A 14,956-nucleotide genomic window follows, 5' to 3' on the forward strand; every position below is an offset into this window, starting at 1 on the left:
GCTTCTACCGGGTCAAAACAACAGGCCCCGCCTCAGTAATCGCCACAGTATGTTCAAACTGCGCCGACAGACTGCCGTCGAGCGTTCTCGCCGTCCAGCCGTCCATTCCGATATATACGCTTGCATCGCCGATTGTCACAATCGGCTCGATCGTAATGACCATACCCTCCCGAAGCCGTTCGCCCCGCCCGGCGCGTCCGGCAGACTTCGCCTGCGACGGCTCCGGCTCATGCAGCAGCCTTCCGATGCCATGGCCGACAAAGCTCGTAATGACTTTATAGCCGGATTGTTCGGCGCATTGTTGAATCGCATGACCGATGTCGCCGAGCCTTTTGCCCGGAACCGCTTCCGATATGCCGCGGCTAAGCGCCAGCTTCGCCACTCGCAGCAGCCTTGCCGTATCCCGTGAGGGTGTGCCGATTGCATACGTCCACGCCGAATCCGCCTTCCAGCCATTCACTTCCGCTACCATATCGATGGTGACGATGTCTCCCTGTGACAGCGGCACCATGTCGGGAAAGCCATGGCATACCACCTCGTTAACCGAGGCGCAAATCGCGTAGGGATAGCCTTTATACCCTTTTTGCGCAGGAACAGCTCCCCGCTCCAGCAAGAAACGTTCAGCAAAACGGTCGAGCTCAAGCGTCGTAACTCCGGGAGCGATTCGTTTGGCAATCGCTTTGTGGCAGGCGGCTAATATTTGCCCTGCTTTTCGAATGGACCGGATCTCGTCCTTGGACTTCAATTCCATCGCCATGTGAGGCATCCCCCCTATGATCACCCTATTCGGGAAGGGGACGGAACATAACACGGAGTGATATCTATTTTGTGAAAATAAGAAAAACAAAAAGGTCCTACATCTATATTGCCACAGATGTAAGACCGTTATTATCCTGCTGCTATCCGACCGAGGAATTCAATTTGTCCATCTCATCCTCAACCAACATCGTCAGTTCATCCTCATATCCGCCGGTAATTCGGTACTTGCGAATATAATCGCGTACAAATTTACGCGGATCCTTCGGTTGAAAGATTCTCGTGAGTTCCTTCAGGCTTTCCTTGACCTCATTCTGGCTATGCTTCGCCATGAAATCTCCTCCCCTATACGTTGGATGGTCGTCCTAAATAACAAAATCCGAGAACGGATGCGGCTCTCACACCGCAAAACCCCCGATCGGTGCAGGCAACTCCATGGTGAATGAGTCACAATGTTTGCATTTTTCTTACTATTATAACATTTCAGAACCGAATGCGAAAGCATTCAATTGTAAGTCCTGTCCAGAGCAGCAAGATCATTGCTTTAGCTCGTCGCCAGAAACCTTGTCCTCCTGCGGTGCAACGCGTGCGGTTATCGGAGGCGGGATATCAATCGCAGTAGGGGATGAGGACAAGCTCTTCTCCTTGTAGAACATCCGCAAATATGCAAAAACACCAATAACAGCAACCAGAATTCCAAATGCTAGCATAATGATCGTTACCCAGCTGTTAACCATATCTCCGCCTCCTTTCCTACCATGTTTATCGGCTTTTACTGCATTAGATTTCAGTCGTTCGAAAAATTGTCACGCTTCCATATATAGGTTAGATTATATCCTAATTGGATATAAATGGGCAACCGTACGTTCGTATCATTTATTGGACAAATTATTTCGTTTTTGTAACAATGCGGTACGTGCCGCTGCCCCATGCAATGAGCCGATCGTCCTCATCTTTCACAAAAGCTTGGAGTGTTATTGTCCTCCCGATCCGGTGTATGATCTCACCCTCGCACCTAAGCCGCCCTGCCTTGGCATTCTCCAGAAAATGCGTGTTCATCGTGGCGGTCACCGTCTTCTCATCCCGGCAAGCGAGCATAATGGCCAGACCCATCGCATTGTCCAGCAGCGACATAAGCACGCCTCCATGCACAATGCCGAGCAAATTGAGATGACGCCGATCTGCTTCCATGCCAATAATGGCTTTGCCCGCTTCCGCATGGATCACCTCGCAGCCTAACTCTCCCCAGAAGGAGTCCTCGGCCCGTTCAGCAAGCATGGCCAGAAAGTTGGACGGCTCGGCATAGCGCTGCTGTTCATACCCTTCCTCCACCGACACGCGCATTCCCCCTTAGCTTCGTCAACTCCGCTTGTCTGTATCCGTATGTTCCTCCTCCAATAGCTTGCGCTTCAGCACTTTTCCGATCATCGTCTTGGGCAGGCTGCTCCTGAACTCATATACATGCGGAACTTTAAACGCGGCAAGCCGCTCCCTGCACCATTGATCCAATTCCTCCGGCGACACCTCCGCCCCTTCTTTGCATACGATAAAAGCTTTGACCGTTTCCCCGCGATAGGCGTCTTTCACACCGACAGCCGCAGCCTCCATAACGGCAGGATGCTCGAAGAGCACCTCCTCGACATCACGAGGATAAATGTTGAAGCCGCCGGCAATAATGACGTCCTTCATCCGGTCTACGATGGTGAAAAAACCTTCCTCGTCCATCGCTCCCAGGTCGCCCGTATGAAGCCAGCCCCCTCTTAACGCATACGCCGATTCCTCCGGATGGTTCCAATATCCCTTCATCACTTGCGGTCCCCGAATGACAAGTTCGCCAATAGCGCCCACTGGCAAAAACTCGCCCTCAGCATTGACGATCGCCGCTTCTGTATCGGGAAAAGGCAGGCCGATCGTGCCGATTTTGCGTTTGCCCCAGATCGGATTTGCATGCGTTACCGGCGAGGACTCCGTTAAGCCATACCCTTCGATAAGCCGCCCGCCCGTCATCGCCTCAAACTGGTCCTGCACCTCAAGCGGCAATGCCGCAGAGCCGCTTATGCACACTTCGATAGAGGACAGATCGCTGTGGGCGGCATCTTTATGATTGATAAGGGCAACATACATCGTAGGAGCCCCTGGAAAAACTCGTCGGCTTCAGCCTGTCGATCGCTTGCAGCACCGCCGGAACCTCAAAACGAGGAAGCAACAGCAGCGATCCCGCCTTCTTAACTGACATATTCATTAACACCGTTAATCCAAACACATGGAAAAGCGGCAGCGCCGCCAGGAACTTCTCATTGCCATCCTGTGCTTTATAGCACCATGCCTCTGTCTGCAATGTGTTCGCTACGAGATTGCGATGCGTCAGCATAACACCCTTCGGCGTTCCCGTCGTACCGCCGGTATATTGCAGCAGCGCCAGATCATCTCCAGTTGCAGCGGTGACGACCGGCAGCGCTGAGCTTGCCCCAAGCAGCCGCTTATACGCAACAATGCCTAGACTGCCGTAGGGAATATCGGCACGAAATCCCTCTTTGCGCTGTTTGAGCGGATAGAGCAGATTTTTCGGAAAAGGCAGTCCGTCCTTGATCGAGGTGACGATGACATGGCGCAGCTTCGGCAGCGGCCCTGACTCCGGATGCTCGCCACGCACTCGCGCCAACCTGGCGTAGAACAGATCAGCGGTTATGATCGCGCTGGCGCCGCTGTCAGACAGCTGATGCTGCAGCTCACGTTCGACATACAGCGGATTCGTCTGTACCACTACAGCTCCAAGCAGCAGCACGCCAAAATACGCAGCCACCGCCTGCGGGCAGTTCGGCAGCATAATCGCAACGCGATCCCCTTGGCTAACACCTAGAGAAATAAGGCCATTCGCCAAGCGATTCGCATCTTGAAGCAGGTTGCGGTAGCTGATGGATTTCCCCATGAAGTAGATTGCTTCATGGTCCGGATAGCTCTCTGCCGCCTTCGTCAGCAGACAGGCAATGCTGTGGTTTGGGTATTCCAGCGAAGCTGGAATTTCCTCGGGGTAGCTGTTCAACCATGGCCGCGGCCGATCCTCGGATGAGGGGGCTTTAGGTTCATGATTGGGCTGATTCTCTGGTTCATGCTCATTTTTGAGTTGTGGTTCTGCTTGCTCGGGTTCTGGTTCTGGTTCATTGGCAAGTTGAGGTTCTGTTTCTTGCTCAGCTTCCGGTTCATTAGCAAGTTCGGATTCTTCTTGAGATTCTTCTTGGGTCTCATGCTCAGGCTCCTGAGCAAGTTGAGAATCCTCTTCTGGCTCACCCTCCGGTTCATGTGCAAACAGGAGTGCTGCTTCTTGCTCTTGTTCGGGCTCTGTTAAGACCTCGGGTTGTGACTCCGGTGCAAGCTCAGATTCTGCTGGCACTATATCGTCTCCAGCCTGAAGCTCACCCCCGTGCTCAGACTCCAATCCGTCCTCATTTTCGAGTATGGGCTTGGTGTCCGGTCCAGTCTCGGGTCCGGGTTCCTGCCCGGCAGGCTCGATATCGGATTCTGAAACGCCCTCGATTGAGGAAGCCGGACTGACTTCGAGCTCGTGTTCCTGTTCGATTGTCGCTTCAGTTGAGACGTCTGCCGTCTCGGTGGAGGAGCCGGCTACTACCGGCTGCTCCGTTTCCATATTCTCCTCCTGGGAAGACAATGTCTGTTCATCGGGTGCGGATTGATTCGGCTCCTGCCGATCTTCGGGTACAAGCGGCCGTTCCGGTTTTGACGGATCCATAAAGCGTTCCCCCTCCTACACAATGTATTGCTCCCCTCGAATGACGCGGGCGGCAATTTCCCTTTTCTTCGCTACATTGTCGGCCAGCGGAGCCCGCATCAGCTTTTTCAACACGGACAGCTGCATCTGCAAGCCGTCGCCCCGCTCTAGTGCAGCAAGCGCCAGCTTAGCGTAAGACTCGATGCGGTCCATCGCCTCCTGGACGAATACTTCCGTCATCTGTATCGCATTTTCAGTTCGCGGCGTGATGGCAACTGCAGTTGCAGCGGCGGCTGTCGTCGTGACGCCCGTCGTGCCCTCCTGCACCAGTTTTTTCGTACGCAGCAGCGCACTCTCAGCAGCAAAAATCTGAATCATAATGTCCGCCATCGCACAGAGCACCTCTTGCTCTTGATCCAGACTCGTGCCCAGCTTTTGCACAGCCAGCCCGCCTACGGTGAGGAATGCTTTTTTCGCTTGAGCGATTCGATAGGTTTCCTTCGCCAGCGGTTCGTCAAAAGCAGGCACCGGCATCGGCTGAAGCAGCTCGCCTTGCAGCGCTTTCGCTTTTTGCAAGAGCGGCAGTTCGCCCTTTAATGCTTTTTTGAGCAGCGTGCCTGGTATGAGCATCCGGTTGATTTCATTCGTCCCTTCGAAAATCCGATTAATCCGCGAGTCGCGGTAAATCCGCTCCACCTTATAATCGCGGATGTAACCATAGCCGCCGTGAATTTGTACGCCTTCGTCAGCGACAAAATCCAGTGCTTCGGAGGCAAACACCTTTACCATGGAGCATTCGATGGCGTACTCGCTGATTGCTTTTGCCGCCAGTACTCCCGCATCAGGGGAATCAGCCTCCGCTTCCGTCGTCTGGAGCGTACCGTCGATCCAGCCTGCCGTGCGGTACACCATGCTCTCCATCACGAAGGTCTGGATATTCATATCCGCCAGCTTCGCACCAATCAAAGGGTAGGATGAAATTGCACGCCCAAACTGCTGCCGCGTGTTCGCATATTGGGATGCGAGCTCAATCGTCTCTTTGGCCGCGCCTAGACAGCCCGCCCCCAGCTTAAACCGCCCTATGTTGAGAATATTGAAGGCAATATGATGCCCTTTACCGATTTCGCCGAGCACATTTTCGACCGGTACTGCCACATCCTCGAAGTAAAGGGGACAAGTCGACGAAGCTTTAATACCCATCTTGTGCTCCTCGGGGCCGATGCTGAACCCCGGCGTATTCCTCTCCACGATAAACGCGGAAAAGGCTTCTCCGTCTACCTTCGCATACACGATGAACACATCCGCAAAGCCTGCGTTCGTGATGTACAGCTTGGAGCCATTCAATAGATAATGCTGGCCGTCCGCCGACAGCTTTGCGGTCGTTTTTGCGCCTAGCGCATCGGAGCCGGAAGCCGGTTCCGTGAGACAGTAGGCGGCGATCAGCTCACCTGTAGCCAGCTTGGGCAGATAACGGCGCTTTTGAGCCGGAGTGCCAAAAAAGACGATCGGCAGCGTGCCTATGCCCGTATGCGCACCTACCGACAATGCGAAGGAGGAAGCCCGTGCCAGCGTCTCGGACAACAGTGTGGTACTCACCTTATCCAGCCCGAGTCCCCCATAGGCTTCCGGTACATCGGCTCCAAGAAGCCCCAGTTCGCCCGCCTGCCGCATCAGCTTCACCGTCAAACCATAGTCCAGCCCTTCCAGCTGCTCGTCATGCGGCGCGATCTCTCCTTCGGCAAACTCTGCCGCCGCGCGAGCCATCATCCGCTGCTCCTCGTTGAAATCCTCGGGCGTCACTGTCGCCGATGGTAAAGCGTCTTCCACGACAAACCGGCCGCCAAATCGCTTTTTTTCCGTCATGCCGCCTATCTCCCTTCCCTTACCGAATATTAGTTCCACGGATCGCTTACGCATAAACCTCGAACAGCCCGGCCGCCCCCATGCCTCCGCCGATGCACATCGTTATGACGCCAAGCCCCCCGCCCCTGCGTCTCAGCTCGTGGATAAGCGACACAGACAGCTTCGTACCCGTACAGCCTAGCGGATGTCCCAGCGCGATTGCTCCACCGTTCACATTCACCTTGTCGGGATCGATGCCAAGCTGTTCGATTATGGGCACGCATTGGGCAGCGAACGCTTCGTTGAGCTCGAACAGATCCACCTCTCCGATCTCAACGCCTGCTTTCGCCAACGCTTTTGGCACTGCCTCAATCGGGCCAATTCCCATTATCTCCGGTGCAACACCCGCTACGCCGAAAGCTCTGAGCGCTGCCAGCGGCTGCAGCCCAAGCTCCCGGGCACGCGCGCGGCTCATCACAATGACCGCCGCAGCTCCGTCGCTCATTTGCGAAGCATTGCCTGCCGTCACCGTACCTTCGCGGGCAAAAGAAGGCTTAAGCGACGCCAGTGTCTCCGGCGTCGTATCCGGCCGGACTCCCTCGTCCGTGTCAAACGTGATCATGCTCTCCCATGGCCGCCCCGCCTCGTTCACGCCTGAGCGGCGGGCTGTTACCGGCACGATCTCCTCTTTGAAGCGGCCAGCCTGAATCGCGGCCGCCGCCTTGCGGTGGCTGGATGCCGCGAAAGCATCCTGCGCTGCGCGGCTTACGCCATAACGCCGGGCCACTTCCTCGGCTGTGTGGCCCATGCCCATGTATACTTCCGGCATCGAATCGACGATGCCGGGATGCGGAGCCAGCTTGAAGCCGGTCATCGGTACATGGCTCATGCTCTCTACGCCCCCGGCGGCAATTACCTCCGCTTCGCCGAGCCGGATACGCTCCGCTGCATAAGCAATCGCCTGCAGCCCGGAAGCGCAAAACCGGTTAACCGTGACCGCCGGCGTCGTCACGGGAAAACCGGCATACAGCGCGATGACCCGCGCCATATTCAGCCCCTGCTCGCCTTCCGGCATTGCGCAGCCGATAATGACGTCCTCCACTTCCTTCGCCGCCAAGCCTGGAGCACGCTCCAGCGCTCCCTGCAGTACGGCCCTCCCCAAATCCTCCGCCCTCGTATCGGCAAGGCTCCCCTTCTTCGCCTTACCGACCGCTGTTCGCACCGCCGATACGATTACCGCATCGCGGTCATCCTCGGCAAATCGCTTGCCCGCCGTCCCCATCGGCCTTCCCTCCTTTGTTTTCAAGTCTGCTTCGTTCCACTGCACGAGCTTATTATTTCTGCGTTGCTCGAAAGCTCACCGCAGCGTTTCCGCATGAAGTAAAACTAACTAGTAACCTGGCTAGTGGAGGTCACACCTGCTACTGGCAGGCCGTAACTCAACCTCACACTCTAAATCTGATTGCAGGCCAATACTCTCATCCCGCAATATCTAATCAAAATGCAAAAGTGCAGGTTGTTTCCCTCAAAACGACCGTTTTTGCGGCTCAAAATGTAAAAGTGCAGGTGAATGGAGCTAATACGGCGTTTTTGAGCCCAATTTAATCAAACAAACTGCAGATTTGCATTTTGAAGGCCAAAACGGCCTCAAAACAGCAAATCAAAATGTACTTTTGCAGTTTGTACGTTCCCCATACCGTTGAGCGCAGCGATCAGTCGTCTAAAAATTACTTTTAATGATTGGCTAGCAGATTTCATCCAACAGTTTGTGAATTCCCCATAACATTGAGCGTAGTGATCGGCCGATCGACGCTAATTCCGCAGCGGCTTGCCGGTCGCGAGCATATGGCTCATCCGCTCCTGCGTTTTCCGCTCGCCGCAGAGGCTGAGGAATGCTTCGCATTCCAGATCGAGCAAATACTGCTCGCTCACCTCAGCGCCCGGCGCGGCGTTGCCGCCGGCCACCACATGGGCCAGCTTGGCGCCGATCAAGGCGTCATGCGCGCTCACTTGCCCGCTGAGCTGCAAGCTCTGCACGCCAAGCTGCAGCACAGCTCTGCCTCGCGGCCGGCCACGCGGACGCGCTTCTCCTGCGGCGGTGCATAGCCCGCCCGGTCCAGCTCCAGCACAGCCCGCTTCGCTTCGGCAATCCGCGCGTCCTGCCGCGCGATGACCCGGTCCTGCGGGCGTTTCAAGCCGAGGCGGCCAACGTCGTAGCCGCTCGTGGAGGTTTTTGCGAGCGCTAACGTCTCGAACAGCGCGTTCAAATGCGGCTGAATCTCGCCGCCTTCCGCCCGCTGGGCGGCCAGCACTGCCGCTTCCTTCGAGCCGCCTCCCGCCGGAATGAGTCCGACTCCGGTCTCTACCAGGCCGAAGTAGGTCTCCGGCGAGTAAATGATTTGATCCGCCGGCAAGCAGGCCTCGACCCCGCCGCCCAGCGTCATCCGGTGCGGTGCCGCTACGACTGGCCGGTCGAGTCTTTTCAGCCCTAGCATGCTGGATTGGAACAGCCGGATAATGTCCTCGACCTCCTCCCAGTCGCCGCTTTGCGCCTCCATAAGCAGCAGCATCAGATTCGCGCCGACGCAGAAGTTGCGGCCCTCATTCGCAATGACGAGCCCCCGCCAATTGCGGCTCACTTCTTCGGTGCTCCGCTGAATTGCCGTCAGAATATCGCCGCCAATCGCGTTGTTCGGCGAGTGAAACTCGAGACAGACGACCTCGTCGCCTAAGTCGATCAGACTCGCACCGGAGGTGCTAAGCACCGTACGCCCGGATTCTTTTAACGCCGCTAATGAAATGTCGTCTGCACCCGGCTCCTCTTCTGCGAATTCATAACGGCCGTCCGAACCGGCAGCCACATAGAATCTCTTGGCGACAGTACCCGATGGAGACTCAGCTTCAGGTGCAGCAATCCGGTAAAAGCTTTCATTGCCCGCCTCCAGCCATCGGAGCACCCAGTCCGGCACCTCGTCGCCTTCGTCGCTCATACGCTGCACCGACCTCCGAAGTCCGATCGCATCCCACAGCTCAAAAGGCCCCAGCTCCCAATTGAAACCCCATTTCATCGCCCGGTCGATTTCGACAATGGAATCGGCAATGACGCCAGTCAGCTTCGCCGAATAGAGCAGCGTCCGTTTGATCGTCTGCCAAGCAAATAACGAATATCGGCTGCCCGGCTCGGTAGCCAGCAGCGCCTTCGCTTTGCCCGCCGCGCCTTTCGCCGCCTTAGCTGCATCAATTACAGTTGAGCTGATTTGCTTGCGCGGTCCATAAGCCATCGTCTGCAAATGAAGCGACTCGATCTCGCTGCCCCGCCCGCAGCCTTCTTCTTCCTATAGAAGCCGCCGCCCGACTTCTCTCCAAGCCGCCCCGATGCGACCAGCGTCTCCAATACCGGCGGCCGGGCGAATACTGCGAGCTCCTCCGGATCGCTGCTCCGCTCCCGGACGTTATCCACGACATGCAGCAAGGTGTCGAGTCCTACGATATCCAGCATCCGGAACGTCGCCGTCTTCGGCCTTCCCATCGCAGGCCCTGTCAAGGCATCCGCTTCCTCGACAGTGAGCCCGTAGTGCAGCGCCTCTTCCAGCGTCACTAGCATGCCGTACGTGCCAATCCGATTCGCTATAAAATTAGGCGTGTCTTTGGCCAGCACGACCCCTTTGCCAAGCCGTTTCTCGCACAGATCGGTCAGCTTGGCAACGACAGCGGGATCGGTATCCGGCGTTGGCACAACCTCCACCAGCTTCATATAGCGCGGCGGATTGAAAAAATGTGTCGCGGCAAAATGCTTACGGAACTCCTCGCTTCTCCCTTCCGCCATCGCCGCAACAGATAGCCCCGACGTATTGGTCGTAACAAGCGTTCCCGGCCGGCGCACCGTTTCAATACGTTCAAACAGGCTGCGTTTCACATCCAGCCGTTCCACCACGGCTTCTACAATCCAATCAACCTCCGCTAGTCCGGCAAGGTCGTCCTCTAGATTGCCTGCCGTTATTCGTTCGGCAAAGGCCGCATCATATAGAGCTGCCGGCTGTGCCTTTCGCAGCCGCTGCAGCGCGGTCTGCGCGAGACGATTGCGCACCTGTGTATGATGGAGCGTCAGCCCAATCCGCTCTTCTTCCTCTGTCAGCGAACGGGGAATCATATCGAGCAGCAGCACCCGCATGCCCGCATTCGCAAGGTGGGCCGCAATTCCCGCCCCCATAACGCCGGAGCCGATAACCGCAGCGCGGCGCACCGATTCCGCACGATGATTCGTCATAAGCACCAACCCCTTTTCTCGATCACGATAGGTTTAAAAAATGATTAGCCGGCCCGCTTTACCCTCTGCCAGCTCTGCCAGCTCTGCCAGCCCTGCTACCTGCTGCTTGCTACTTGCTGCCCTCCGAGCCGAACACACTGGCCGCCAGCAGCTCCGCCACATCACGCGCCGCCACCCGTTCATCCGCCTCCAGTGACTTCAATCCGTCCTCCATCATCGTCAAGCAATACGGGCAGGCCGATCCGATAACAGTAGGCTTTACCTCCAGCGCCTGCGAGGTTCGCGCGATGTTGACCCGAACGCCGCTCTGCTCCTCCATCCACATCAAGCCGCCGCCCGCTCCGCAGCACATGCCGTTAGCCCGCGAACGCGCCATTTCCTCTAACTGAACGCCGGGTATCGCTTTCAACAATTGGCGCGGCGCATCGTAAACCTCGTTGTAGCGCCCTAAGTAGCAGGAGTCATGATAAGTGACCCGCTCCTCCAGCGCATGCCGAGGCTTGAGGCGGCCGGCCGCAAGCAATTCCGTCAGCAGCTCGGTATGATGCTCTACTACCACAGAAGCCGGAAGTTCAAAATCGGGATAATCCTTTTTAAAAGCGTTATAAGTATGCGGACACACGGTGACGATGCGGGTAATGCCGTATTTGGCAATCGTCGCAATATTCTCGCGGCATAGCTCTTGAAACAACAGCTCGTTGCCGATGCGCCTCGCCGTATCGCCCGAGCTCCGCTCTTCCAGCCCCAATGTGGCAAAAGACACGCCTGCGCGGTCAAGCAAACGAACAACATCATAGAGCACCTTGCGGCTGCGTGTGTCGTATGCGCCCATGGAGCCTGCCCATAACAGCACCTCCGGCACCTCCGGCACAGCCGTAACAACAGCAGCAGCAGCTACAGAAGTGGCTCCCTTCTCCTTGCCTTCATAGCCGATAAGCTGAGAGGCTCGAAGCGCAGCTGCCTTCTTGAACTCCTGCATCGTCGGCACCCGCACGCCGGTACGACTCTCGCATTCCTCAATCCACGCCGCCCGCTCCGCGCGGGGCAGCCCCCACGGATTGCTCTGGCGCTCGATATTTTGGAGCGCCCGCTGGCCGTCGGACGGCAGCTTGCCGTCCATCAGCACGAGATAACGGCGCATATCGATAATTTTGTCGACATGCTCGTTGCCGACGGGGCACACTTCTTCACAGTTACGGCAGGTTGTGCATGCCCACAGCTCCTCCTCAGTCATCACGTCGCCAATTAGCTCGGCGTCCTCTGCTTTAGAGCCTGCCCGCACGCTCCATGCTTGCGCCTGTGCCGCCATCGTTGGCCCGATGGCGGTGACGCTGCCCTCGAAGCCGTCCTCCCACACCGGGAGGGACGCTCCCATCACATGCGCGCCCTCTGCCCGCCCGCCCATCGCCCGGGGAATCCAAGGTGACTTGGACGTGATCGCAGCCCCCTTTTCCGTCAAATGATCACGAAGCTTCACCATCAGATGCATGGGCGACAGCAGCTTGCCCGTATTGGATGCCGGACACACATTCGTGCAGCGGCCGCATTCGACGCATGCGTACAGATCGATCAATTGCTTTTGTGAAAAATGCTCCACCTTCCCCGCGCCAAAGGCCTCTGCCTCTTCATTCTCCAAATCCAGCGGGGACAGCTTGCCGACCGGCGCCCTGCGGTGAAGCCACAGATTGACCGGCCCCGTCATCAAATGAAAATGTTTGGACTGCGGCACATAGACGAGAAACGACAGCAGCACAACCAGATGCAGCCACCAGAACAGCTCGTATCCAATATCTGCGGCCAAGCTCCCGCCAGAGACCCCTATCGCGCCAAGTCCATGAGCCAGCAAAGCAGATACCGGCGCGTAGCTTTCCGCAACAAGATGCACTGCCGTATCCGGCCCGTTAGCTATACCTCCGCCAGTTCCTGCTCCAGAAGCCGCAAGCCGTTCAAACGCCAGCGTGAACAGCACCGTCACCATCAGACCGCCGATAAACCATAGAACGAGCGAAGGCTTCCAGCCTCTTTTCAGCCGGGGCAGACGCTCCACGTAACGGCGATAGCCGCCGTAAAGTACAGCCAGCAGCACTAGCGATACCGTCAGCTCCTGACTCCAAGCGAATCCGTCGTAATACGGAAACGGGATCGGATGACCGCTTAGTTTTTTCCAGATCAGATCTGCCGCGCCGAATTGAAGCACAATAAAGCCGTAAAAATAAATCAAATGCATCACACCGCTTCTTAGATCATGAAGCAGCTTGCGATGGCCCAGCACCTGCCCGGCAAAGGTCGGCTTTCGCTTCTTCTTCTCCCACATATCCCCTTCTTTGCTGCATGGCAGCCAGTCAAGCTTCACCGGCACGCCAAGCCCTATGTACATGGCACGCCTCCACACGACAGCCGCAGACGCCCAGCCCGCAAGCGCTACCGCAACAGCAAAAGCCACCCATCTAGCCAGCGCCGCCCCATGCTCAGCGAGCCAATTCAAAGCTGCCGACATATTTTCGCCCCCTTTCCCTCCGCCTGATTCGGACAAGCTTTCATAGCGCTTTCATTAAGCCGCAGTGCTCCATGTATATGAGCCGAAGAACGCGAACATGCCGCCGGGAAGTCCTGCTGGAAAGGGTCTATTTCGTTGTTTCCGGTCATACTGTAGCACTAAAGGAAAGTCCCATGAGCCGAGCTGTTACACCACTTTCACATCAACGGGGGGAGGAATGGAGCTGCATGCTCAATATTGCTGTTTTACTTAAACAAACCTTTGATACGGAGGAAAAAATAGTCGTCGCGCCGGATGGCAGCATTTCGAGCGGAGAGGCGAAGCTCGTCATTAATCCTTATGACGAGTACGCTTTGGAGGAAGCGCTGCGCCAGCGCGAGCAGCATGGCGGAAAGGTGCATGTCATTACATGCGGTCCTGAACGGGCTGAAGAAGCACTGCGGACAGCCCTTGCCATGGGCGCAGATGAAGCAGTTCGCCTCGAAACGGAAGGCAGCGGCCTGCTGGCAGAGGGAGACAGCCATACAATTGCGGAGGCGCTTGCCGAAATATTACGCCCGCTTGCGCCAGATCTTGTGCTGGCGGGGCTGTTCGCCGTCGACAGCGGTTCGGGCAGCGTAGCGCTTCAGGTTGCGGAGCGGCTTGGACTGCCGCATGCTTCTTCGGCAGTTAAGCTGGACATTGCAGACGCGGCTGGAGCTGCCGCCTCCGGGGCTATCCCGGCTGGCGCACAGGCGGCAGAACGGTTCGCCATCGTGGAGCGAGACGTGGAGGGAGATACCGAGACTGTCGCCATTCCATTGCCCGCGCTCATCACCGCACAGCAGGGCTTGAATGAGCCTCGTTACCCTTCGCTGCCGGGCATTATGAAAGCGAAGAAAAAACCGCTCGTGCGCGTCAATCCGGCCGACTTCGGGGACGAATGGCTGACGGCGGCAGCGGCAAGGACGGTTCGGACGGTCTTGTTCCCGCCGGAGCCGCGAGCGGCTGGGAAACGGCTCGCAGGCTCGCCTGCCGAGCAGGCCGCAGCGCTGACGCAGCTGCTGCAGACAGCCGTAAAGCTGGAGTAGTTGTCTCAAGATCATATGGAAGGAGATGAACATTCGCAATGGCTAAAACGATCCTCATATTTGCCGAGTGCCGCGATGGCAAATTACGCCGTGTCGCGCTGGAAGCGCTAGGCGCAGCGCGGCTTCTTGCTGGCGGCGACGGCGAGGTGCATGCCGTCCTTGCCGGCTCCGGCGCTGCGTCCGGCGAAGCGGACGCGCTTGCCTCCCGCGGGGCGGACGTCGTGCATGTCGCCGACGACCCCGCACTGCAAAGCTATGCTCCCGAGGCGTACCTCGCCGCTATCGGCGCAGCCATCGATGCCGTGCAGCCGGATGCGCTGCTGCTCGGCCATACCGCTGCAGGGCGCGATCTGGCTCCGCGCCTCGCTGCCAAGTACAACGCCGGCCATATCGCCGACGTGACCGCGATTGACGGCGCTGGCGACGACGCCGTCTTCACGCGCCCGCTCTACGCCGGCAAGGCGTTCGAGCGGCGAAGCTTCGCCGCCGCAGCCGCAAACACGGGCGGGCCATCAGTCATCACGATTCGCCCGAACAATCTGCCGCCGGCAGAGGTGAACGAAGGCGGCCGCCAAGGCGTTGTGCAGCCGCTGCCGTTCACGGTGCCGGCGCTCTACACCGCCGTGCGCTCGCTTGTGCGCCGCACCGGCGGCCAGCTTGATCTCGCCGAGGCCGACGTTGTCGTGTCCGGCGGCAGAGGCGTGCGCAGCGCAGCGGGCTTCGAGCCGCTGCAAGCGCTCGCCGGTGTGCTCGGCGGCGCAATCGGCGCCTCGCGCGGCGCCTGCGACGCCGGCTAT

At 57.6% G+C, this 14,956-nt stretch carries 9 protein-coding genes and 2 pseudogenes; 2 read left to right on the forward strand and 9 right to left on the reverse strand.

Going from position 1 to position 14,956, the window contains the following annotated elements:
• Positions 1 to 4 precede the first annotated feature (4 nt).
• The 9 genes and pseudogenes from map to TY10_RS21620 form a co-directional block, all read right to left on the reverse strand.
• On the reverse strand, positions 5 to 757 hold the full coding sequence (gene map / locus TY10_RS21580; protein ID WP_202903213.1) for a type I methionyl aminopeptidase: 753 nt from the start codon (positions 755 to 757) through the stop codon (positions 5 to 7).
• Between the two features lie 142 nt (positions 758 to 899).
• Positions 900 to 1,088: a hypothetical protein gene (locus tag TY10_RS21585; RefSeq protein ID WP_042168109.1), complete on the reverse strand. Its 189-nt coding sequence runs from the start codon at positions 1,086 to 1,088 to the stop codon at positions 900 to 902.
• A gap of 204 nt (positions 1,089 to 1,292) precedes the next feature.
• Positions 1,293 to 1,493: a hypothetical protein gene (locus tag TY10_RS21590; protein WP_042168111.1), complete on the reverse strand. Its 201-nt coding sequence runs from the start codon at positions 1,491 to 1,493 to the stop codon at positions 1,293 to 1,295.
• Between the two features lie 151 nt (positions 1,494 to 1,644).
• Positions 1,645 to 2,094, reverse strand: a complete 450-nt coding sequence (locus TY10_RS21595; RefSeq protein ID WP_052350697.1) for a PaaI family thioesterase — start codon at positions 2,092 to 2,094, stop codon at positions 1,645 to 1,647.
• Between the two features lie 21 nt (positions 2,095 to 2,115).
• A pseudogene (locus tag TY10_RS21600) lies at positions 2,116 to 3,799 on the reverse strand (long-chain-fatty-acid--CoA ligase).
• 720 nt (positions 3,800 to 4,519) lie between these two features.
• The gene (locus TY10_RS21605; protein ID WP_042168113.1) at positions 4,520 to 6,346 is read right to left on the reverse strand and encodes an acyl-CoA dehydrogenase family protein; all 1,827 of its coding nucleotides are present in this window, start codon (positions 6,344 to 6,346) and stop codon (positions 4,520 to 4,522) included.
• Between the two features lie 46 nt (positions 6,347 to 6,392).
• Positions 6,393 to 7,607 carry an acetyl-CoA C-acyltransferase gene (locus tag TY10_RS21610; protein ID WP_042168115.1) on the reverse strand — a complete coding sequence of 405 codons (1,215 nt, stop codon included), beginning with the start codon at positions 7,605 to 7,607 and terminating at the stop codon, positions 6,393 to 6,395.
• A gap of 530 nt (positions 7,608 to 8,137) precedes the next feature.
• Positions 8,138 to 10,592, reverse strand: a pseudogene (locus TY10_RS21615) (3-hydroxyacyl-CoA dehydrogenase/enoyl-CoA hydratase family protein).
• Between the two features lie 109 nt (positions 10,593 to 10,701).
• Positions 10,702 to 13,089, reverse strand: a complete 2,388-nt coding sequence (locus TY10_RS21620; RefSeq protein ID WP_042168117.1) for a (Fe-S)-binding protein — start codon at positions 13,087 to 13,089, stop codon at positions 10,702 to 10,704.
• A gap of 227 nt (positions 13,090 to 13,316) precedes the next feature.
• Here TY10_RS21620 and TY10_RS21625 point away from each other — a divergent pair, with 227 nt between their 5' ends.
• Together TY10_RS21625 and TY10_RS21630 are read left to right on the forward strand one after the other, a co-directional pair.
• Complete coding sequence (locus TY10_RS21625; protein ID WP_042168119.1) at positions 13,317 to 14,159, forward strand: electron transfer flavoprotein subunit beta/FixA family protein; 843 nt, start codon at positions 13,317 to 13,319, stop codon at positions 14,157 to 14,159.
• 38 nt (positions 14,160 to 14,197) lie between these two features.
• A partial coding sequence (locus TY10_RS21630) for an electron transfer flavoprotein subunit alpha/FixB family protein (RefSeq protein ID WP_042168121.1) occupies positions 14,198 to 14,956 on the forward strand: 759 nt, incomplete at its 3' end.

Source organism: Paenibacillus gorillae, assembly GCF_000513275.1.
GTDB classification, from domain to species: Bacteria; Bacillota; Bacilli; order Paenibacillales; family Paenibacillaceae; genus Pristimantibacillus; species Pristimantibacillus gorillae.

Coding starts and splice junctions, on each gene's coding strand:
- TY10_RS21625 (WP_042168119.1), top strand. CDS start 13,317: ATGCTCAATATTGCTGTTTTACTTAAACAAACCTTTGATACGGAGGAA.
- TY10_RS21620 (WP_042168117.1), bottom strand. CDS start 13,089: ATGTCGGCAGCTTTGAATTGGCTCGCTGAGCATGGGGCGGCGCTGGCT.
- TY10_RS21590 (WP_042168111.1), bottom strand. CDS start 1,493: ATGGTTAACAGCTGGGTAACGATCATTATGCTAGCATTTGGAATTCTG.
- TY10_RS21605 (WP_042168113.1), bottom strand. CDS start 6,346: ATGACGGAAAAAAAGCGATTTGGCGGCCGGTTTGTCGTGGAAGACGCT.
- TY10_RS21585 (WP_042168109.1), bottom strand. CDS start 1,088: ATGGCGAAGCATAGCCAGAATGAGGTCAAGGAAAGCCTGAAGGAACTC.
- TY10_RS21610 (WP_042168115.1), bottom strand. CDS start 7,607: ATGGGGACGGCGGGCAAGCGATTTGCCGAGGATGACCGCGATGCGGTA.
- map (WP_202903213.1), bottom strand. CDS start 757: ATGGCGATGGAATTGAAGTCCAAGGACGAGATCCGGTCCATTCGAAAA.